Genomic DNA, 20,939 nt, shown 5'->3' with positions numbered 1-20,939 from the left:
GTCACGCCACCGTTGACTCGGACGACTCGTTCAGTCGCTGCTGGTTCTCGATCCTGGCCGCGCGTTCCTCCGCTTCGAGGTCGGCGGCCCTTACGTCGTCCGGGAGGAGGTCGCTCACGGACGATTCGGTCATGGCGCGGTCGGTGAAGACGAGGGGCCGTTCGGCCTCGGTGATCAGGTGTTTGACGACCTGTACGTTGCCGTTCACGTCCCAGACCGCGATGCCTGGGGTGAGGGTGGGGATGATTTCGACGGCCCAGCGGGGCAGGCCGAGGACGCGGCCGGTGGCTCTGGCCTCGTCGGCCTTCTGGGCGTAGATCGTGCGGGTGGAGGCCATTTTGAGGATGGCGGCGGCTTCGCGTGCGGCGGCGCCGTCGACCACGTCGCTGAGGTGGTGGACGACGGCGACGAAGGAGAGGCCGAGGCGGCGGCCGAACTTGAGCAGGCGCTGGAAGAGCTGGGCGACGAAAGGCGAGTTGATGATGTGCCAGGCCTCTTCGACCAGGAAGATGCGCTTCTTGCGGTCGGGCCTGATCCAGGTGTGTTCCAGCCAGACGCCGACGATCGCCATCAGGATGGGCATGGCGATGGAGTTGCGGTCGATGTGCGAGAGGTCGAAGACGATCAGGGGGGCGTCCAGGTCGATTCCGAAGGACGTCGGGCCGTCGAACATGCCGCGCAGGTCGCCGTCCACGAGCCGGTCGAGGACGAGGGCGACGTCCAGCCCCCAGGCGCGTACGTCGTCTATGTCGACGTTCATCGCCTGGGCGGATTCCGGTTCCGGGTGGCGCAGTTGCTCGACGATGTCGGTGAGGACGGGCTGCCGGTCGGTGGTGGTGGCGTTGACGTAGGCGTGGGCGACCTTGAGGGCGAAGCCGGAGCGTTCGTCCAGGCCGTGGCCCATGGCGACTTCGATGATGGTGCGCAGCAGGGCGAGCTGGCCGGTGGTGGTGATGGCCGGGTCGAGCGGGTTGAGCCGGATCCCGCCGTTGAGTGCGGAGGTCGGGTCGAGGCGGATGGGGGTGAGCCCCAGCTCCTGGGCGATGAGGTTCCACTCGCCGACGCCGTCCTCGCCCTGGGCGTCCAGGACGACGACCTGGCGGTCGCGGAAGCGGAGCTGGCGGAGCACGTAGGTCTTCTCCAGCGCGGACTTGCCGTTGCCGGACTCGCCGAGGACCAGCCAGTGCGGGGCGGGGAGCTGCTGTCCGTAGAGCTGGAAGGGGTCGTAGATGTAGCCCTTGCCGGAGTACACCTCGCGGCCGATGATCACACCGGAGTCGCCGAGGCCTGGGGCGGCGGTGGGCAGGTAGACGGCCTGGGCCTGGCCCGTCGAGGTGCGGACGGGCAGCCGGGTCGTCTCCACCTTCCCGAAGAGGAAGGCGGTAAAGGCGTCCGACAACGCGGACAGCGGATCTCGCATGGCGTGACTGACCTCCCTCTCGGTGTCGCGGACTGGCGGTTAGCGGCGGATGCCGGTGGCGAACGGCAGAGTGTTGACGAAGGCGCGGTGGTGCTCGCGGTCGCACCATTCGAGCTTCAGGTACGACTTGCCGGCCGAGGCGCGGATGGTCCGCTTGTCGCGGGCGAGGGCTTCGGGGGAGCGGGACGACACGGTGATGTACCCGACGAGGTTGACGCCGGCGGCGCCGCTGGCGAGGTCTTCGCCCCGTTGGTCGAGACGGCCGTGGGCGGCGATGTCGCGGGGGTCGACGGTGCGGTTCATCTTGGCCTGGCGGCTGGCCTCGGCGTCGTCGTTGGTCTTCTCGGTGAGCATGCGCTCGATGGCGATCTCGGTGGGTTCCAGGTCCATGCAGACGGCGACCGTGCGGATGACGTCGGGGGTGTGGACGAGGAGGGGTGCCAGGAAGTTGACGCCGACGGGGGTCATCGGCCACTCCTTCACCCAGGCCGTGGAGTGGCACCAGGGGGCGCGGGTGGACGACTCGCGGGTCTTGGCCTGGAGGTAGGTCGGTTCGACGGCGTCGAGCTCGGCGGGCCAGGCGTTGCGCTTCGTCATGGCCTGGATGTGGTCGATGGGGTGGTCGGGGTCGTACATGGAGTGGACGAGGGAGGCGAGCCGGCTCTGGCCGAGGGGCTGGCGGACCCGGATGTCGGCCTCGGCGAGGCGGGCGCAGATGTCGGTGAGCTCGCGGGCCATGACGACGGCGAGTCCGGCGTCGCGGTCGAGCTTGCGGCCGGTGTGCGGGCGGGCGGCGCGGGCCATGGCGTTGGCCTCGGCGGCGAGCTCGCGGTTGAAGTGCATGCAGGCGACGAGGTAGGCGCGGTGCTGCTCGCTGGAGGTGGACACCATGGACTGGAGCTGGTCGTAGGAGTCCTGGAGCCAGCGGGGGGAGGACGGGGCGCCGCGCTGGGCGACGTCCTTGGCGTGGGCGTCGGGGTCGGCGGGGAGGGTGCGGGCGAGCATCTGGAGGCGGGTGACGAAGCCGTCTCCGTTGGCGACGTGCTTGAGGAGGGTGCCGAAGCGGTCGACGAGGGCTTCCTGGTCCTCGCTGTCGCGGAGCCCGACGCCGGGGCCCTCGATCTCGATGGCGGCGGTGACGGTGCGCCGGTCGGCGTGGAGGAGGACGGCGATCTCGTCGGGGCCGAAGGGGGCGGAGAGCCAGTTGATGCGGCCGATGCCGGGGGGCGGGCCGATCTCGACCTCGCGACCGTCGGCGCCGGTGCCGGCTTCCATGGCCGTGGAGCGGTAGGTGGTGCCGCGGCGCAGGGAGCGCTTGTAGCTGCGGTTGATCTCGAACCACTTGTAGAAGGTCCGGTGCCGGTACGGGACGTAGACCATGGCGATGGCGAGCAGCGGGAAGCCGGTGAGCAGCACGATGCGCAGGGAGAGGACGGGGACGAGCAGGCCGCTCATCATGCCGAGGAACGCGCCGGCGATGATCAGGGCGATCTCGCCCGTCTCACGGTTCTTGCCGACGATCGCGTTCGGCCGGGCACGGCCGATGAGATACGTACGGCGGGGCGCGATCGGATGGGACTGTGTGCTCAACGCCCGCCACCTCCTGTGCGGTTGTTACCTGTGCTGCCTGGTCCGCCGCGGGTGCCGCGGCTGCTGTGAGGGGTGCCGGCGGTCGGGCCGGAGCCGCTGCGGGGCGGTGGCGCGGCGGAAGGACCGGATCCGCCGCCCGTGTTGCGGGAGCTGTGGGCGGCGACTCCGCCGCTGACCGGGTTCGCGGGGCGGCCGCCGCCGCTGCCGGTGTCGCCGCTGCTCTGGCCGCCGCGGCTGCTGTGGGTCTTGATGCCCTGGGAGACGAGGGCGGCGGGGGAGCTGATCATGGCGGCGGCCTGGGAGCCGTCGGTGGCCTGTTTGCGGTTGGTGCGGGCGCCTTGGATCTCGTCGCCGAAGCCGGGGACGAAGCGGTAGATCATGGCGGAGGCGAAGATGGCCAGCAGGATGATGGCGAGGCCGGAGACGACGGCGGAGAAGGCGTCGGGGCCGTCGTCGGAGGACAGGGCGCCGGCGAGGCCGAGTACGACGACGATGACGGGCTTGACCATGATCACGGCGATCATGATGCCTGCCCAGCGGCGTACGTGGCCCCACATGTTCTTGTCGACGAGTCCGGCGTAGACGGCTGTGCCCAGGAGGGCGCCGACGTAGAGCAGGGCGGCGCGGATGACGAGTTCGAGCCAGAGGATGCCGGCGGCGAGGATGGAGACGAGGGAGACGACGATCAGCATGATCGGGCCGCCGCCGATGTCGGAGTCCTTCTTGAGGGCTTGGGCGAAGGACCCGAAGAAGACGTCGGTCTGGCCGCCGGAGGAGGAGGCGATGACTTCGGTGACGCCGTCGGTGGCGGAGACGATGGTGTAGAGGATGAGGGGGGTGAAGGCGGAGGCGAGGACGGTGAGCCAGAGGAAGCCGATGGCTTCGGAGATCGCCGTGGTGAGGGGGACGCCGCGGATTGCGCGCTTGGCTACGGCGAGGAGCCAGAGGACAAGGGTGAGGACGGTGGAGGCGGCGAAGACGATGGCGTACTGCTGGAGGAAGCGGGTGTTCGTGAAGTCGACGTTGGCGGTGCTTTTGACTGCGTCGCTGAGCTTGCCCACGATCCACGCGGCGGCGTCGGCACAGCCCCGCCCGAGCGAGGTGAGCGGATCGAGCGCGGGGTCGGTGCTCGCGGGTGGCGTGGACTTGGGAGAGCTGGCGCTTCCGCCTTCGCAGTAGTCCTTGGCGGGGCCGACGATGAGCGAGCACTTGCCGTCGTCGGACGGCGAGGGGCTGGGAGCAGCTGCAACGTGCGTTGCAAGGACTACCAGCGTGCTCTGGATACTCGCCAGGGTCGCACCCAGTCGAACAACGTGCTTTGCGCTAGCGGGCATAGGTGAACCCCCCGTACTCCTCGACAGCCTTCGCGATTTCGTCGGCGCCGGAAGCAGTCCGGTCGGCGTTGACGGGTGCAGGGCCGTCCTTCTGAGAGAAGCTGTCGACCTTCCAGTCGTTGTTCTGCCAGTGGAGTTTGAGCGTCATCGTGAACCAGTCGTTGCTCACGGGGCTGGTGGAGCCGATGCCGGCTGTGCCGAAGACGCCGGTGCACCAGACCTCCACGGTGGCGGAGGTGTCGGTGAACTGCGTGACCCTTGTTCCCACGGGCGCTGTTCTCGAGACGTAGGTCATGCCGTCTGCGGCGTCGCCGTTCTCGTCGAGGCCGACTTTGTCGAGGAAGTCCTTGCTGTACGCCTGGTCGAACTTGCTCTCGAGCTCTCCGACTCTGTTGGCGACGAAGACCTGGCGCACGATCTGTCCACGTTGCGTCGGCTTGAGGATGTCCGCAGACACGAGCACCACCGAGTAGTTGGCCGCCGCGCTCTCCGCGCCCTGTTGGTTGTGGGCGAAGCCCGAAGGGATCGTGCCGTTCTTGCCCGTCACGGGCTTCGTGCCCGTGGGCGATGTCGGAGCGGCGTCCGCCTTGCTGCCGGAGGTCGTGCCCGACTTGGCGCCCGAGTCGTTGTCGTCACCGCCCATGTTGGCGAAGGCGATGGCGCCCAGCAGGAGGACCACCACGCCGGCGAACGTGATGAGGGAACGGGAGCTGCGGGCCGGGCGGCGAGGGCCGTAGGGGTCGCCGGTGGGGCCGTCGGGCAGGCGGGTGCGGGTCTGGCGGGTGCCGCCGATCGTGCTGTAGGCGTCGCTCGTGCGTCCCGCGTCGTTGCCGTAGCCGTCCTCGTCGCCGAGACTCATGCCGCGTACGCCCCCTCAACCGTTGCTTGAACCACGTCGTAGTACGACGGTAGCCGTGCTGCTCTCCGCGTGGACGCGGTGTGGTGACTCGACATCAGGGGTACGCAACCTCTGCCGGTGGGCACGACGGACGGATGGGAGGGGTGGGGCGGGCGAGCCCCGGCGGCGGGACCGACGCCCGGTCAGACGGCCATCCCGTACACAATGGTGAACAGGGTGCCGAGTGATCCGATGATGAACACCCCGGTCAGGCCGGCCACGATCAGTCCCTTGCCCTGTTCCGCGCTGAACGTGTCGCGCAGAGCCGTCGCGCCGATCCGCTGCTTGGCCGCTCCCCAGATCGCGATGCCGAGGCACAGCAGGATGGCGATCGCCATCACCACCTCGATCATCACGCGGGCCTCGTTGCCGAGGGTCCCGAACGGCCCCCAGTTCGGGGCGATTCCGCCGATGATGGTGGTGATATCGCCCTTTTCAGCTGCCAGGATCATGTAAGTCACCGCCCCAGTTGGGTAGTTCGGCGCCCGTACCGCATGGCACGGGTCACTCTCTATCTTCGCTGATGAAACTGCTTTCGTATGACGGCTTCACGGCTCTCTTTACCCGGATCTCGCACATTTGACCGGTCTGACCGCCCTGACCTGCGGATCGAATCGGTGTGTGGGCGAAATGCGTATGGTTACTCTGTGTATCACGCAGAGTGACGCCGGGCAATGATCGTCATCGCGCCAGATTGGCCGGGATGTTCCCCGGCGGCCGAATCGTGCACCTCAGGGCGGGGGAGGCGAGGTCGGGGCGCCCAGTGGGCGCAGCAGCGGGTGGCGCGGAGTCGGCGGGCGGGAGGGGGTCTTCCAGTACGACGGTGGCCGGAAGTCGCACCAGGAGCCGTCGAAGGGAAAGGTTCCGGCCTCGGCGAGCTGTGCGACGGTCGCTCCTTCGGTCCGGATCGCGCGTGCTTCCTCGGCCGTCCAGTACGCGGGGTGTCCGGTCTTCTCGGCGAAGGACCGCTCGTCCTTCCAGCTCCACGTGCGGTCCGGGGCGACGTTGATGTCCAGCTCGTGGTCGGTGATGTCGATGTCCGTGCCGTGGTGCACGCGTCGTTCGAGGTTGACGTACCAGCCGCGGAACTTGTGTCTGCGGCCGAAGAGCCAGAGCACCGAGTGGGCCGCCCCCGTCGGCTGGTAGAAGAGGGCGTCGCCCATCGGCCAGCGGCCCGCCACGACGGGGAAGCCCTCGGCCGGGCGCTCGTGGGGGTCGATGTCGCGCAGGTGGGTGACGCCGCGCGGGAGGGCGGTGTGCCACATCGGGGTGCCCGATTTCATCCACACCAGTTGTCCCGCGTCCGTTCGTTCGACCAGGCGTACGGGTACGGAGGCGCTGAGGTGGCCGCCTATGAACAGGTTCCAGTGCAGGATTTCGCCCGGTGTGCCGCTTGCGGTGTCCCTGTTGTCCTCTTTCATGCGTTTGATCATTCCCGCCGCGCGTGCGCCGGACACGTACGGGCGGAGCGAGGAGCGTCTCTGACGGGCAGTCGGTCCGTCAGTCGGTGGCGATGCCCCGGCGCGCGAGGACGTCGGTGTCGAACGACATGCCGATTCCGCAGTCGTCCACGCCGCTGATCAGCCGGAGGTTGGGCAGCAGGTCCAGGTCCTCGAGCGATCCCACGTCGAAGAGGTCGTCCTCTCCGTCCCAGACCGGGGCGCACTCCTGGTACACCTCGAGGCCGCCGTCGAGGAGCAGCGTCTCCACGGTGGCCAGCAGCTCCGTGCTGATCTCCAGCGCTGCGAAGTGGGCGCGGGCCTCGTCGAGGACGGTGAAGGCGAGGTCGTTCTCATAGGCGTAGGTCTGCGGGTCCTCGTCGATGCCTTTGGCCTTGAGGCAGTCGGCTATGCGGAACACCGGGGTGAGCGTCTCGTCGTTGTACATGAGCTGTTCGATGACGAGCAGCTTGAAGTTGAAATCGCGGAAGGCGGGCATGCCGGGGATCGTAGCGGTGCCCTCGGACAGACCGGCGTGGTCCGCCCGAGGGCACCGTCAGTGCCTGCCTGTCCGGGGTCAGGGCTTCGAGTTCGCCTGCTTCATGGAGGCCACCGCGTCGGCGACCGTGCGCTCGTACAGGCCCAGCTTCGGGGTGCCGACCTTCACGTCGGGGCCGAGCGGGAAGTTGAGCTGCTCGGCGTTGGGCATGTGGTCGCCGTCGGCGAGTACGTTCAGCTCGTTCACCCAGGTCACACCGTTGCCGCCGCCCGGGTTGAGGTCGATCACCGCGATTGCCGCGGTCTTCGGCTTCACCGGGTAGGCCGGTGCGCCGCCGAGGCCGCCCGGGACCAGCGGGAGGATGTCGCCGCTGTGGTCCGTGGCGTTCGCGGCGCCCAGGCTGACGCGCGGGAAGTAGCTCAGGCCGCAGGAGTTCTTGCCGGTGTTGTTGACCTCGATCACGTGCTGGGTGGCCGAACCCTCGCGGGCGTACACGCGCACCGACAGGTCGCCGCTCCTGCAGGGGTGCTTGTACGCGTAGCCGTCACTGGTGTCACCGCCGGCGGCCGTGGTCGTGGAACCGCCCGTCTTCGCGGCGCCGCCCTTGGACTTGCCGGTGCTGGAGGTGACCGCGTCCGTGGCGCCGCCGCCCGTCTTCGCGCCGTCGCCGGCCGTGCTGCCCTGGTCCTGGGCGGCGTCGACGGCAGTGTCCTTCGCTGCCACGGTGGCGTCGGCCGAGGCGGGGTTGTCGGCCGGGCCGGCCGCCTTCGTCCCGCTGCCGTCCCCGCCGCAGGCGGTGAGGGCGAGGGCGAGCACGGCGGTGGCGGCGGCGCCGAGGACGGCGGTGCGCTTGCGGAGCGTATGCATGGGATTCCCCGAAGTGTGTGGCGGTCGTTGGATCGGTCGGTGCAGACAGGGTCCGGATCCGCGGCGAACCGCTCCCCCTCCGGACCGTCTGACATGGGAAGCCTCCCGCGCGCCGCTCATGTTCTGCTAACGCCTGCCTGACGTCCCGCTGTCGTCCCTCGAAGGAGGACGTCGGCCCGGGCATGGCCCGGTGTCCGTGCGGGATGGACGCGTCCGTGCGGGAAAGGCGCGTTGGCGCGTGACTTCGGCGGTCCGATCACCGTTAGATGTGATGTGCCCAAGCCTGTCGTGTCCGCCGCGCCGCCCGTGACAACCGCTTCCGCCGGAGCCGGTGCCGCCGCCTCGCTGCCGCCCTTCCTGCTCACACCGCGCCAGGGGGAGGGCGCCCGTGCGCTTCTCTCGTACGTGGCCGGCCTGCCGGTGGACTCCGTCGACGCGCGGCTCCTCGCGGTCGTCGTGGGCATCCGGGCCGCGCGTACGGGGGCGGGCAACCTCACGGGGACGGATCTGCGGTCGTTGCGGCTGGAGGACCCGGAGGGGGCCCTGGCCGAGCTGACAGCGGCGGGGTGGGAGGTGCCCGGGCAGCTCATCGGCGGGGAACCGGATGTGCCGTACGGCATCGTGGTCCCGGACATGTCCCCGGGATCCGGCCGGGCACTGACCCTCGGCAAGGACGCGCGGTCGCGGGTGTCGGGCTGGTCCATGCGTACGAGGCTGGCCAAGCCGGTTCGCAAGGGTGCGCCGGCGGTCCGGCTCGCCGCGCTGTTCCTGGCGGCCCACTGCTCCGACGAGCTGGTCGGCCAGGCGCCGGCCGAGCTGCCCGCCGCCTGCTACGGGGCGGTGCCCGTGCTTCTGGAGAAGGGGTTCCTCGCGGAGGTGTCCGGGAAGACCTACCGGCTCGGTGAGTCGGTACGGCACCTCGCGGGCCGGTTCCGTACCCCGGAGGAGCTCGCGGCGATCGCGCGGGACGAGGAGGAACGCCGGGCGGACCGGGAGGCGGCGGCCGCCGCCGAGCCCACTCCGGAGAGCTGGGCCGCCTGGAAGTCCGGCGTCAGCCCCGCACTGCTGCGGCACGCGGAGGCGGTCGAGTCGTGCGGGCTCTGCCGTCTTCCCTTCGAGCGGGTCGCCCCGGCGTTCATGTCCGGGCCGTCCCCGCTGCCCGCGCCCCGGGCCGCTCTCGACGCGTACGAGTCATGGCGGGGCGCCCACCCGGACTGCGGGCGCGAGGCGGCCCTGTTCACCGTCGAGTTCCGGGCGGAGCACGGCCACGGGCCGTCGTACAGCCAGCTGTGCAAGGGCCTGAGGTGGAAGAAGCTCGGACGGGAGCTGCGCGGGGTCATCGTGCACACCCTCATCGCCGAGGGCTGGCTGACTTCCACGCCGCCGGTGCCGTGGACCCTGCGGCCGGGGAAGACCGCCCACGCGCAGGGGATCGTCCTGCCCGGGCAGGCGGTGCGGGCAGGGCGCTGAGGTCAGTGCGCCTGCTCGGTACGGCTGTCCGTGCCCCCGGCGGCGAGCAGCAGGGTCCCCGTGATGAGCAGTGCGGTGATGACGCCCGTGGTCAGGATGGGGGACGGGGCGTACGTGGCCCCCAGGATCGCGAGCACCGCCACCGGGTGTAGTACGTCGGCCGCGCGGCGAAGCCCCGAGGTGCGGTGGTGCAGGAGCCAGACGAGGGTGATGAACACGGCGACCGGGATGGTGTAGACGGCCGCCGCCGTGCGGTCGGAGAGGTGGCCGTGGCCCGCGGTGTGCGCGACGTTGAGGGCGAGCCCGGCGCCGACCGCCGCCGCCGACGCGAAGACGAGGTAGTGGCCGTACCCCCACAGCAGCGCCGTACGCAGGCTGGTCAGCAGCCGGGGTGCGCTCTGCGCGAAGTACAGCCACCACAGGGCGAACACCGTCAGGAGTCCGCCCGCGACCAGTGCGGCGAGGTCGCCGAGCGCCGCGTGTGTGTCCAGGGCGGTGCGTACGGCACCGGTGGCCGCGGTGATGGACTCGCCGAGCACGATCAGCGTGAACAGGCCGTAGCGTTCGGCGATGTGGTGCGGGTGCCAGGTGGTGGTGGTTTTACGTTCCGCCAAGGCGGGAACGGCGATTTCCCCGACGACGAGGACCGCGAACGTCACCAGGCCGGTGTCCTCGGGCAGGGCCAGCCGTACGACCCAGCCGATCTGCACCAGGAAGATCCCCGCGGCGTACCCCAGGCAGGTGCGGCGACGCTCCGGATCCGAGCGGGCGGCGCGCAGCCACTGCGTGACCATGGCGAGCCGCATGATCACGTAGCCCCAGGTGATGACGGTGAAGTCCTCGTGCTCCAGCGCCTCGGCCGCGCCCGCGGCGAGGACGAGCGCGCCGGTGATCTGTACGAGCGTCAGCAGCCGGTACGGGACGTCGTCGGTGTCGTACGCGGAGGCGAACCAGGTGAAGTTCATCCAGGCCCACCCGTGAACCAACGGTCCAACACCGCTCCCACCTGGGGAAACGGGCCGTGAGGTCACCGACACCCTTCAGGCGAGCGGAACACCGGCCTGAAGGGGAACGATGGAACGCAACGACCTTCCGACGCTGCGCACACTGGGCATCGAAGACGTGGAGCTTCGCACGCTGGGACTGTGGGACGTACCGACGGGCGACCCGACAGACCTTGCTGACGCGTACATCCGGCGCAGCAAGCGCAGCGACGACCTTGCATCGCTGCGTGCGCACGTACGGGATATCTGCCGAACGGCGCTCAGCGAAGGCAAGCGCATTCGGCATGTGTGGTTTGAGCAGAAGAGCGCTTCGAAGGCGTATGTGAAGCGCGAGGAATTCGACAACGCCGTTTCCGCTGTGAAGGCTGGGCTTTCGAAAACTCTGTATATCTGGAAGACGGACCGTCTCAGCCGTCGCGGTATGGGCCACGTTGGCTTGTTGCTCGATGAGTTCGACAAGCGTACGGCGCGAATCGTCAGCGTCACGGAAGGGCTCGACTCCAGCAAAGGCAGTCGCATGGTGTTCGCTATTCTCAGCGAACGGGCGCGCGACGAAGCAAAAGACATTGCGCTGCGTACCAAAAATGGCGTAGACGCACACAAAGCTGAAGGCAAGTGGCTGGGCGGCGTAACGCCGTTCGGGCTTGAGTGCCCGAAGGAAACTGGGAAGCTCCAGCACAAGGCATCGGAATACCCGAAGGCGCGCGCAATCGCCCTAGCATTGCTCGACGGCAAGACGCCGGCAGAGATTGCGAACGATCTGAACTCGCGGAAGGTGCCGACACGCAAGGGAAAGCATTGGCGCGCTCAGACAATCATCCACCTTGCACACTCGCCGTCCTGGGCTGGTCTCATCCCGAACCGAGAACGCGCCAAAGACGAATTCGGTCAGCCGCTTGGTAAGTGGCATCGTGGCGGTGAGCCCTTGCTGAACGCGCAGGGGCACCCGATCAACTGCGGCAAGGGTGTCGTGTCCTACGCGGAATGGGTCCGCATCAATGAACTGATCAGCGGTCGCAGCAAGCCGGGAAGTGCAATCGGCGACAGAACGCGCGGGATTCGAAAGGCTGCAACCCTGATGACCGGGACGCTGCGCTGCCCGCACTGCAAAGGACCCATGGGGAACGGTGGGCGGAACTACCGTTGCCAGGCTCGCATCAATCAGGGCCCGGCTGTCTGCCAGGGTGTCGCCAGTGTGCGGGATCGCATTGATGACGCAATGGGGATGCTGTGGGTAAATCATGTGCTGAGGCTGAGTCCTGAAAGCCCCACCATTCACAACATCGCGCGCCGCTTTCTGAACTATCAGGACCCGGCGACGGAAGCGCGTAAGCAGGCAGTTTCGGCGGCACTGGACAGCGCAGCAAGTCGAGAGCTTCGTCTGAACAAGGAGTTCTTCGTTGGTGGCATGGATGAGACGCAGTACGAAGCACTTCGCGTCGAACTGGGTGCCCTAATCGAGTCGCTGAAGGCGGAGTTGTCGGAGCTGGGAAGGGGAGCGGACCTTACGCCCCTCATGAGCGCTGAGGCGTTGGCGGTGCTGTGGGAGTCCGAAGGCATGGACGGCAAGCGCACGTTGATGAAGGCAGCGTTGAAACGCGTCACGCTCCTGCCCGCAAAATACAAGGGTGACCGGACACCGATCACTGAGCGCCTCGTGCCGGAATGGCGAGACACGGAAGGTATGCCGGACGACGTATGCGAAGGGGCGCAGAAGACCATCCAGCGACGCAGGGAGCGCAAGTTGGCGGAGGGCGCCGCATGAGCGACGAAGAGCGCGGATTCCTTGCCGCTGAAGTCCGTTACGTGTCGCTCAGGCTCGATGAGTTGTATCGGCGTCAGCAGAAGAGCGACCGAACCACGTTGACCGCACAGAAGGTTGGCAAGGCTGGAAGGGCTTCTGAGCGCCTTGCAGGGTCACCCCGAAGGCCTGGGCATCTAGCAGCCTGTACGCCCCGCAGAACGGCACACCGTCCCCAGTTCCCCGTAACGGAACTGGGGGCGCCTCCATGCCCGCGCCCGGTGCTGTGAGAGGCGCGGTGTACCCGGCGGACCTTGGAGCGCTCAGCGGGGCAGAGAAGGGCGCTCAGGGGCTTCGCTGGGCTGCGTGGTGGTCAAGGTGGCTACTCACGTGAGTAGCCACCTTCAGCGGAGAGAGCGCGCCCTGTTCCAGCTACGGCCACCTCAATGCCTAAGCGTCACAGCGGGAAGGGCTGAAACAGTGTCTGACCTGGGGCGTTACTAAACTGCCGTGATGAAACATGCTTTATCTAATGAACAAATATTAGATATAAGGCTGCAAGGGGAAGGCCATTGTCTCGCCATGCACTTTAGTAACACCACAGGTGGGACCGGCTTTCCCGCCCTTCTCGCTGTGATGCCGACTCGATAAGTTACCGACCGGTAGGAAACAGGTCACCGACTCCCTTCAGTCTAAGTAGAGGGACGAACGGCATCACACATTACCGGTTCGTCGCCATGAGACCCCGCCGCACGGGCGGTAGCTAAAGGCTAAATTCCGTGCAGTCAAAACGGCCCTAGGCCCGGTTGATTCCTTCAGCGGTAGTGATGCCCCGCTGAGGTGAGTCCCGGACCTAGGGCCGTTTTGTGTTATCCGGCATCACACCAAAGGATTAACACCATGGGCTTTTACCCAGCCATTGACCACGAAGACCGCTGTATCCAGTGCTTCAGCAAGATACAGCACCCCCAAGAACGTTACTGCTCCGCGTCGTGCCAACAGAAGGCGTACCGTCAGCGCAAGTTTGATGAGCTGCGCAAGAGGGCCGGCATTCCCGCGACGAAGCTTTGCCGGTTCTGCGGTGCGGTGTTCATGGTCACATCATTGAAGCAGGACGCGTGCTCCGACGTTGAGGACGAAGACGGCGAGACTGAGGCGTCATACGAATGCATTGAGGCGCGCGAAGCCTATGAGGATGCGCGCGATGACGCATTGGCGGCAGTGGCGAAAGCCCGAAGGAACGCCGTATGCGCTGGGCCGGATTGTGACAAGCCTGCCGGCTGGTCGGGCAACGGTCGTCCGCGCAAGTTCTGCACTAACCGTTGCAAGACGCGCGAAATGCGTGCGCGGAAGGCGGGTGCCTGATGATTACCCACACTGGCTACACGGACGCACTAGGTGCCGCTGAAGCCCATTACGGCCCCGTCGCGAACTTCGTGTGTTCCCACTGCAATGACAAGGCATCCCGCTGGGTGGTTGACAATTCTGTGTCCGCCATAGTTGATCCCCAGTTTCGCCGCTACAGCGATAAGCCAACGGACTATTGGCCGTTCTGCGCTCGCCATGCTCACGATTACGAAACGTACGCGGGTGACTGGCCTCCCGTCGTGTTCCGACGCGTGAGCGTTTTTGAAGAACGACATTGGTTCGCTGAGTGCTTCACCCATGAAGCCGGATCTTCCGTGCTGCTGCGCGACGCGTACGCAATCTACCTCGACTACTGCCGAGAAACGCGCGTGCCAGATTTCGAAATCATGACCCGGAACACCTTCAAGGCGGCGTTGCTCCGTCGTGGCGGAAAGCATAAGCGTGCCCAAAACGGCGTGGCAATCGGCGGAATGCAGCTCCGCTCGAACTAGCAGGCCACCCGCACGCCGGCTCGGCCTCACCAACTCTCCCTCGAAGGCGCACAGCAAATCAATGCTGTGCGCCTTCGTCGTCCCCACTCACTAAAGGCAAAGCCTTGATACCCACCATTAACGAATTCCTCAACCGGCGCACTGTTCCCGGTAGGTGCGCGCCCCTGTATGTGCTGCGCGGAGTGTGCTTTCAGTGGTCCCAGGACAACGGCGGCCCGTTCATTGAGGCCGGGGCGCTTGAAGACGTTCTGCGGCGGCGTGGCGCGCGTATTGCCCTTCGGCGCTCCGACGGCAAGCCCCAGGTTCTCGGAATCAGTCTTCTGCCCGCTGAGGCACCGGACAACGCGGAGCCGAATACGGCAAGCGCCGCTGAGGCAATGCGCCGGATTGCGGGTGCGCGATGACTGAGGCGCCCAGCTTTACGGCTGATGAGTGGTCGACTTTTTGCGACGGGATGCGCGCCGTAACAGTTGATGATGGGTCGTCAGACATCCTTCCGGCGGGATTGCTCCGCTACGTGCTCCACTCCTGGGCTGCAACAAACCAGCTGGATTGGAAGCCGTCGGCCGCTGTGATTCGCGCCATGACTCGGCAGGCTGGCTACGAAATTTACATCCGGCCGGTTGTTTCGCGTTCCGGGGTGCGTCGGAATCGACCGTACGTGCGCGGGCTTCAGCTCAGGCGACCTTCTTCCTGATTACCGCGCTTCTCGCCGAGCCGCTAGCACACCAATTCACATTACTTCTGCTTGCCCGCCAGGTGACACCTCCAACCTACTCACGTGAGTAGGTAACCGACCCAATAGAGGAGTTGGCCGCATGGCCCATATCCAGATTCGCAGCGCCCAGCACGCTGTCAGTTACAGCACTTCCGGGGGCGCGCGTACGCTCACCGGTTACGCGATTCGCTTCAATGAGCTTTCCCACGACCTGGGCGGATTCCGGGAACGGATTCTTCCCGACGCATGGGACCCGGGTAGCGCGAACGGCGACGTTATCGCGACCTTCGGGCACAACACAGATCAGCTACTAGGGCGCGTTTCCTCCGGCACGCTGAAGCTGAGCCGAGACGCATACGGAGTCCGATACAGCATCGACCTTCCGAACACTTCAGTTGGCCACGATGTGGCGGAGCTTGCCGCGCGTGGTGACCTTGCCGGTAGCTCTTTCACCTTTCGCGTAAGTGACGGCGGTCAGCGCGTAGCCGGCGAGAAATCCCCGGATGGTCTGCCTATCCGTGAAATCACTTCAATGACCGTCTTTGAGCTAGGCCCGGTCGTGAATCCCGCTTACCCGACAACCGGCGCCCCGTCTCCCCGTGCGCTGTCTCTCTACTCGAAGGAGCTTCGTTCCATGTCCGCAAATTCTCCCATCAACACGGGTGCCGGTTTCCTTCCAGTCAACCGCCGCAGCATTGACGACGTTTCCACGTGGACGGCGACCAACATTGATGCGCTGTGGCGTGAGCTGATTGGGCCGCGAAGCACTTTCCTTAGCGCGCTGCCAGACGGCAACAAGCTTCCTTTCGACGGGTACAAGTTCCTGATGCCCGCTGCCGATTCCGGCGAAGGCGCGTTCGTCGTTCCCGGCATGGAGCTTCCCCAGCCTGAGACGTCCATCACCGGACGCACTCAGCTTGCGGGTAAGTTTGGTGCGCTCCGCTATGCATCACTCGAATTCCTTCAGGACGTTCAGCCGGAGCTCGCTGCCGGAATTAACAAGTCCCTGGGTACGTCCATTGCCCGCGCTATCGACCGTGCGATGTTCAACGGGGCGAGTAACCCGAACGATGTCACCGATCAGCGGAAGATTACGGGCGTGCTCGAACAGTCCGTCATCACCGCGCTTGCTGGTACTTCTGTTGCCGTTGCCGATATCAGCGACGCAATCGGACGGATTGAGGACCTGGGCGGACAGGCTAACGTTCTGTGGGTTGACCCGCTTGCCGCGAAGAGCCTTCGTGACGAGATTGGCGCCGCTGACTGGCCGAACGGCGTTTACAAGCTTCAGCCGATCGTGTCGAACTATCTGCCCGCCAATACGGCAATTGTTGCGGACGCTTCGCACATCTTCGTTGCGCTGAATCGTAAGGTGAACGTTGCCGTTTCTGAGACCCTGCCCCAGGGCTTCAAGACGGCCCAGGCAGCATTCCGCGCGACCGCGTACGCCGTGGGTACCTTCGTCCAGTCTGAGGGCGCTGTGCAGACCGTTTCTGGCACCCTTACGTCGGCTGCCCCAAATCTCCTGAGCTTCGGCGACGTCGATACTCCGGACGTGTCGGTTATGAACGCGACCTTTGAGGCTCAGCAGGAAGCGGCCTACGCCGATGGAACCCTTTCTAAGGCCACGTTCGGTGTCCGGCCGCTGAGCGACGTCGAGGCCCAGGCCCAGGCGTACAACACCGGTCCGCTGAGTCGTCCGGCGGGTGCGTAGTGGCGAAGTGCGAAACGGCGATTGCGTGTAACGGTGGCGAGATTGCTGAGGGGTTCGCCCGTACCTTCAGCGTCTCCCACCTACGCCGCTGGTTTCCGAAGGCTCCGGTTATCGCTGACGGCTACTGGTGCGCACGTTGCAAAAGTTGGGCGAACACTCGTGCGGAAAGATTGGCGACAGACATTGCACCCCCTTCGGACAGTTGGCGCGCATATTACGAGCTTCCGCGAAAGAGTGGCTGACGCGCGAATGCGCAGCGATGCTGAACTAATCGAGTTCGGCGCACGGCTTGCCCTACAGAACCCGATTCGCTGCGCACTCTGCGACACCTGGGGAAACCCGAAGGCCGCAGGAGTGGCGCGAAGCGACGGCGGTATGACCGTTGCGTGCGACGACTGCGCGAACCGAAACAGCGTGCGCACACTTTCGTTCTCTGAGACTGTCGCGATTACACACGCGAGTCAGCCGATAGTACGCAGCGCGGTAATGTCGCTCGACACCTACGAACGAAGGTAGGGGGGTACTCGCCGACAGGGGGGTGCTTCACAAGGTAGGGGGTGCCTGGGAAACCGGGTGCCCCCCTTTCCTCGTTACTGGGCAGGAGCATTGACGGATTACCCGAACGATGAAGGCATGGCCGCTGCCGTCTCGGCGTACCTTGCACAGCAAAGAGCGGCAGTGCTGACCATGCTTGCCGTATACCTGCCTACACCTGGGCACCCAATGTTCCGCCCAGCGATATGCAGCACGCTGAAAATGCTGAGCTGCGATCCTTCAACCTACTCGCGTGAGTAGGTTGAGCCGACTCCCCCTTGCCCGCCAGGAAGGTGATGAGGCGTCAGATATTCAACCGTCGAGCACTCGACGCGCGTTCATGTGATGTGGTCGCGCTCTTCAGTCTCCACGTAGGGGGAAGGCGCCCCGAAAGTTCAAACCGTTGCCTCTCAGCGATCCCGGCCCCAGCTCGCAATTTGCACGCTAGGTGTGACGCCAGACCCCGGCCCCCCCCCAATGCCGCTGAGGCCAGTAACCACAAGGATTATCGTCACTTTGACGCTAAAGAATGTGATTGTTAGTGGGGTGCTAACAGGTCCCCAATGGGGGCTAATCGCACCTCAGCGCCTGCCAGGCACCCGGCGCCACAGCAAGGCCCGTTGACACCTGGGAATGATCCTGGGCCGTCTACGGGCCTTCTGTGCGTTCCGGCCTGCCCTCTTGCGCTGATCACGCGTAGGGGTGACGCTCGTGCACGGACGTGCAACCGACTCGGCGAAGGAGTGCCCAATGGCCCTAAAGTTCCTGGGGATTTGGCCCAACACCCCGGACGACGGATCGCCCACGATTTGGCTGGACGACACGACCGGCGACCTGATCATTCAGTCATGGACGGCGGACGCGGACACGGTCCGGCAGGCTCAGGAAGTTGGTTCGGTGCCCGGCCACTCAACCGATGTTCCGGATCACGAAAGCGTGATCCGGCTTCCCGCAAACATGCTCCAGTTCATCCCCCGCCCGGACAGTGAGGCCAACGGTGGCAACAGCGGTACGTGAAGCACTCGCAAAGGCGCAGCGCTCAGCAATGCACCTTGAGATGCGGGACAGCTACATGCGGGATGACCCGGAGTTCATCCGTTGGCAGGAAGGGCACCGGTACGACCCGGACAACCGCGAGTCGTGGTGGCGGTCGTGGCTGGACGTCGTGGCTGAGACGACCGGTCGAGGGGTCCACATGCGCCGCCTACGCGTCGTCTCGGAGCCGCTGAGCGACTACGTGCGTTACGAGTACGACGGCACCTTTACGAACGTCGCAGCGGGCGAAGATGTGCGGTGGCTTCCCCGCTCGAACGCCCGTGGCCTGTTGCTCCCCGCGCTGGACGGCTGGGTCATGGACGAGGAAACCGTGATCCTGCACCACTTCAGCGGCGAAGGTCAGTGGACCGGCGCACGCATGGAGGTCCACCACGACTCGGAGCTAGGCGCGCAGTATGCGGCGGCGTACGAGACAGCGTGGGACCGCGCGATTCCGCACGCGGAGTACCGGCCGGTCTGACGAATACGCACCATGGCTCTTTCTGCTTCTTCCAGCGCCCAGCAGGCCCGGCAGGCTCTCGCGGATCGTCTCGCGGAACTCTGCCGGGATGCTGGCCTGTCCGGGCTCGACCTAGCGGAGCGCTGCGAGTGGAGCCGTTCCAAGTCGTCCCGGATCATGAATGCCCGTACTCCCCCGTCCGCTGACGACATCCGGGCATGGTGCACGGCATGCGGGGCTGAAGAGCACACCGAAGACCTGATTGCCATGCTGCGGACCGCTGAAGGAATGTGGGTCGGTTGGCGGCGCATGGAGCGTGCCGGGCTCAAACAGGCTCAGGAAGCCCGCTTGCCGCTGTATGAGCGCACCCGGCGGTTCCGGTCCTACTCGTCATGGCTTGTGCCCGGCATGATCCAGACACGGCCGTACACGACGGCAGCGCTTCAAGCGATCCAGCGACGGCGCGGCTTGGTGGACGACGTGGCCGACGCGGTTGCCGCACGCATGGAGCGTCAGCGGGTTCTGTACGAGGGTGACCGTCGCTTCGCATTCCTCGTTGAGGAGTCGGTGTTGCGGTGCGGGATCGGGGGCGCTGAGGTCATGTCCGGACAGCTTGACCACCTCATCTCGATTGCCTCACTTCCCAATGTCAGCCTGGGAGTTGTGCCCATGCGACCGGATCGGGAGCGTTGGCCGGCTGAGGGCTTCTGGGTCTATGACGCGGCTCAAGTCAACGTCGAGTTGATCTCTGGGTACCTCACTCTCACGCAGCCCAGCGAGGTAGCCATGTACGCCGAGACCTTCGCGGAACTGTCGGCGCTTGCCCTCTACGGCGCCCCCGCTCGTGCGCTGATCACATCGGTCATGGACACCCTGGAGTGATTGGCGTGCAACCTCGTGCAATCGGCTGTGAGTGGGGCTCACGCGCTCCTTAGCGTTGTCGTCACACGGACGACTTCGAAGGGGCCGGGCATGACCGAGCCAACGAGGTACAGCACAGCGGCCGTTGAACTCCCTTTAAGAATCGGTGAGTTGGAGCCGGTTCCGGTCGAGGGGTGCGCGGGTTGCGTGGAACTAGCGAACGTGCGGGATCGGGCACGCAGCGGCGGCGACATGACGACGGTCACGGATTGCAACGTGTTCTTGCGGCGGCATCCCGAGGGGCACTAGGTGACGACGGCCCCGGAGCGGCCCCGTACCAAAGCCCCGGCCAAACGACAGCGGATGCGGCTTGCGAAGCCTGCCCCGCCTGCCCCTGCCCCGATCACGTCCTACTGCGGTACGTGCGCCGGACACCGCGCTATTTGGTGTGACGGGTGCTGTGGGTTCGCGGGGTGCGCACTCTGCCGGTGGACGTTCAAGCGCCCGTGCCCAACGTGCGTCGGCGGAGATGCTGGACGCATCCGCTGGTGAGACTCCGACCCGCTGAGCGACGGCGAGAAGTGCAGTTCAGCGCGTCGGTCCGGCCCCGTTCGTGTGCTGCCCCCGTGGCACATGGGCGGGGCTTCACGCGTTCATCTGCCCAGGTCAGCGCGCCCGCGATAAGGTGTTGCTCTGTTGGTTCATGGGCACCAGATGGCGAAGAACACCATCGCGTAGCCGAGGACGGCGTGGCCGATGCGGTCCGCCGCCAGTTCGTGCTCGAAGGCGGAGGCCGCCTGGGCGACGGCGGCGACGAAGCAGAGGTCGAAGAAGAGTTCCAGCATCGTCGAGGCGCGGTGCCGCTCGTCGGCGCGGCGCGCCACCATGGGCCGGTGCCAGAAGCTGGGGGAGGGGGACGATGAGCTCATGGGGGCGCATTCTTCCGGCACGACGGGCTGCGGACGCGTGAACCGCGCCCGAGGGAAAAGTGCTGGCGTGCGGCGGCGCGGCTCTGCCGCTCTCTTCGCTCGGACCAGGGGTGAGCTGGCCCGTCTCCTCGGTTCGTTGACGGCCGCCCCCGACCCCGTGGCGGCGGCGGAGGAGGTGCACCGGCGCCTCGACGCCCTGGACCCGCCCGTCAGGGACCGAACCCTGCGCCTCCTTCTCGCCGGGCTGCGCGGCCGGCCGGACCTGCTCGCTCGTTGGAGCGTCCGGTTCGACTGGGCCGGGACGGCCTTCCGCGACCCGGACCAGACGCTGGTCAGCCTCTTGTACGACGCGGAGGAGGGCCACGTACGGCAGCTTCTCTGGCACATCCCCGAGGACGGCACCCCGCCGGAGGACCGGGCGGCGGCGGCATTGCGCCGGCTGGACGAGGAGGACCCGAGGACGTACGGGAGTGAGCGCCGGTCCACCGTTCGGGTGATTCCTGGGCGGGGGTGAGGCGTTGGCAGGGCCGGGGAGCGGGGGTGCGCCCGCTCACCGGCCGCCTGGTG

18 protein-coding genes and 2 pseudogenes are annotated in these 20,939 nt (G+C 66.4%); 10 read left to right on the top strand and 10 right to left on the bottom strand.

Annotated features, from left to right (window positions below; translation table 11 throughout):
* Position 1 precedes the first annotated feature (1 nt).
* The 8 genes from ACLQ2N_RS34745 to ACLQ2N_RS34710 all read right to left on the bottom strand — a co-directional run bounded on the left by ACLQ2N_RS34745 (position 2) and on the right by ACLQ2N_RS34710 (position 8,047).
* Positions 2-1,420 (bottom strand): ATP-binding protein, encoded by a 1,419-nt coding sequence (locus tag ACLQ2N_RS34745; RefSeq protein ID WP_026171334.1) that lies wholly within the window; start codon positions 1,418-1,420, stop codon positions 2-4.
* 39 nt (positions 1,421-1,459) lie between these two features.
* A complete protein-coding gene (locus ACLQ2N_RS34740; protein WP_425819555.1) occupies positions 1,460-3,010 on the bottom strand; it encodes an SCO6880 family protein in 1,551 nt (516 codons plus the stop codon).
* A complete protein-coding gene (locus ACLQ2N_RS34735) occupies positions 3,007-4,344 on the bottom strand; it encodes a hypothetical protein (protein ID WP_425819553.1) in 1,338 nt (445 codons plus the stop codon). Before ACLQ2N_RS34735 ends, ACLQ2N_RS34740 begins: the two co-directional genes overlap by 4 nt.
* Complete coding sequence (locus tag ACLQ2N_RS34730; RefSeq protein WP_425819551.1) at positions 4,334-5,203, bottom strand: hypothetical protein; 870 nt, start codon at positions 5,201-5,203, stop codon at positions 4,334-4,336. The genes ACLQ2N_RS34735 and ACLQ2N_RS34730 overlap by 11 nt, the downstream gene beginning before the upstream one ends.
* A gap of 182 nt (positions 5,204-5,385) precedes the next feature.
* Entirely contained in the window at positions 5,386-5,694 is a 309-nt protein-coding gene (locus ACLQ2N_RS34725; protein WP_024493027.1) for a hypothetical protein, read from the bottom strand.
* Positions 5,695-5,973: 279 nt separating this feature from the next.
* Entirely contained in the window at positions 5,974-6,663 is a 690-nt protein-coding gene (locus ACLQ2N_RS34720) for a DUF402 domain-containing protein (RefSeq protein WP_425819549.1), read from the bottom strand.
* A gap of 79 nt (positions 6,664-6,742) precedes the next feature.
* On the bottom strand, positions 6,743-7,180 hold the full coding sequence (locus tag ACLQ2N_RS34715) for a DUF6892 domain-containing protein (protein ID WP_425819547.1): 438 nt from the start codon (positions 7,178-7,180) through the stop codon (positions 6,743-6,745).
* Between the two features lie 78 nt (positions 7,181-7,258).
* Entirely contained in the window at positions 7,259-8,047 is a 789-nt protein-coding gene (locus ACLQ2N_RS34710) for a DUF4232 domain-containing protein (RefSeq protein ID WP_425819545.1), read from the bottom strand.
* A 306-nt stretch (positions 8,048-8,353) separates the two neighbouring features.
* Between ACLQ2N_RS34710 and ACLQ2N_RS34705 the strand changes: the two genes are divergently transcribed.
* Entirely contained in the window at positions 8,354-9,517 is a 1,164-nt protein-coding gene (locus tag ACLQ2N_RS34705) for a hypothetical protein (RefSeq protein WP_425819543.1), read from the top strand.
* A gap of 2 nt (positions 9,518-9,519) precedes the next feature.
* On the opposite strand, the pseudogene ACLQ2N_RS34700 reads toward ACLQ2N_RS34705, so the two are convergent.
* A pseudogene (locus ACLQ2N_RS34700) lies at positions 9,520-10,491 on the bottom strand (low temperature requirement protein A); the annotation flags it as partial.
* 100 nt (positions 10,492-10,591) lie between these two features.
* Here ACLQ2N_RS34700 and ACLQ2N_RS34695 point away from each other — a divergent pair.
* From ACLQ2N_RS34695 to ACLQ2N_RS34660, 8 genes are all read left to right on the top strand, one after another.
* Positions 10,592-12,286 carry a recombinase family protein gene (locus ACLQ2N_RS34695; protein WP_425819541.1) on the top strand — a complete coding sequence of 565 codons (1,695 nt, stop codon included), beginning with the start codon at positions 10,592-10,594 and terminating at the stop codon, positions 12,284-12,286.
* Positions 12,287-13,162: 876 nt separating this feature from the next.
* A complete protein-coding gene (locus ACLQ2N_RS34690) occupies positions 13,163-13,627 on the top strand; it encodes a hypothetical protein (protein ID WP_425819539.1) in 465 nt (154 codons plus the stop codon).
* Positions 13,627-14,121 (top strand): hypothetical protein, encoded by a 495-nt coding sequence (locus ACLQ2N_RS34685; RefSeq protein ID WP_425819537.1) that lies wholly within the window; start codon positions 13,627-13,629, stop codon positions 14,119-14,121. The genes ACLQ2N_RS34690 and ACLQ2N_RS34685 overlap by 1 nt, the downstream gene beginning before the upstream one ends.
* A gap of 818 nt (positions 14,122-14,939) precedes the next feature.
* Positions 14,940-16,553 (top strand): HK97 family phage prohead protease, encoded by a 1,614-nt coding sequence (locus ACLQ2N_RS34680; protein ID WP_425819535.1) that lies wholly within the window; start codon positions 14,940-14,942, stop codon positions 16,551-16,553.
* A gap of 1,284 nt (positions 16,554-17,837) precedes the next feature.
* Complete coding sequence (locus ACLQ2N_RS34675) at positions 17,838-18,104, top strand: hypothetical protein (RefSeq protein WP_326660491.1); 267 nt, start codon at positions 17,838-17,840, stop codon at positions 18,102-18,104.
* On the top strand, positions 18,085-18,603 hold the full coding sequence (locus ACLQ2N_RS34670) for a DUF6879 family protein (protein ID WP_425819533.1): 519 nt from the start codon (positions 18,085-18,087) through the stop codon (positions 18,601-18,603). The genes ACLQ2N_RS34675 and ACLQ2N_RS34670 overlap by 20 nt, the downstream gene beginning before the upstream one ends.
* A 12-nt stretch (positions 18,604-18,615) precedes the next feature.
* The gene (locus ACLQ2N_RS34665) at positions 18,616-19,464 is read left to right on the top strand and encodes a helix-turn-helix domain-containing protein (protein WP_425819531.1); all 849 of its coding nucleotides are present in this window, start codon (positions 18,616-18,618) and stop codon (positions 19,462-19,464) included.
* 90 nt (positions 19,465-19,554) lie between these two features.
* Positions 19,555-19,752, top strand: coding sequence for a hypothetical protein (locus tag ACLQ2N_RS34660; RefSeq protein WP_363114800.1), 198 nt, complete (start codon positions 19,555-19,557; stop codon positions 19,750-19,752).
* A gap of 401 nt (positions 19,753-20,153) precedes the next feature.
* On the opposite strand, the pseudogene ACLQ2N_RS34655 reads toward ACLQ2N_RS34660, so the two are convergent.
* Positions 20,154-20,372, bottom strand: a pseudogene (locus ACLQ2N_RS34655) (low temperature requirement protein A); the annotation flags it as partial.
* Between the two features lie 136 nt (positions 20,373-20,508).
* Here ACLQ2N_RS34655 and ACLQ2N_RS34650 point away from each other — a divergent pair.
* Entirely contained in the window at positions 20,509-20,886 is a 378-nt protein-coding gene (locus ACLQ2N_RS34650) for a hypothetical protein (RefSeq protein WP_425819529.1), read from the top strand.
* Positions 20,887-20,939 lie beyond the last annotated feature (53 nt).

Origin of the sequence: Streptomyces sp. DT224 (assembly GCF_049844595.1) — a bacterium.
GTDB lineage: Bacteria > Actinomycetota > Actinomycetes > Streptomycetales > Streptomycetaceae > Streptomyces.
This window is presented reverse-complemented; position numbering and strand designations above follow the sequence as displayed.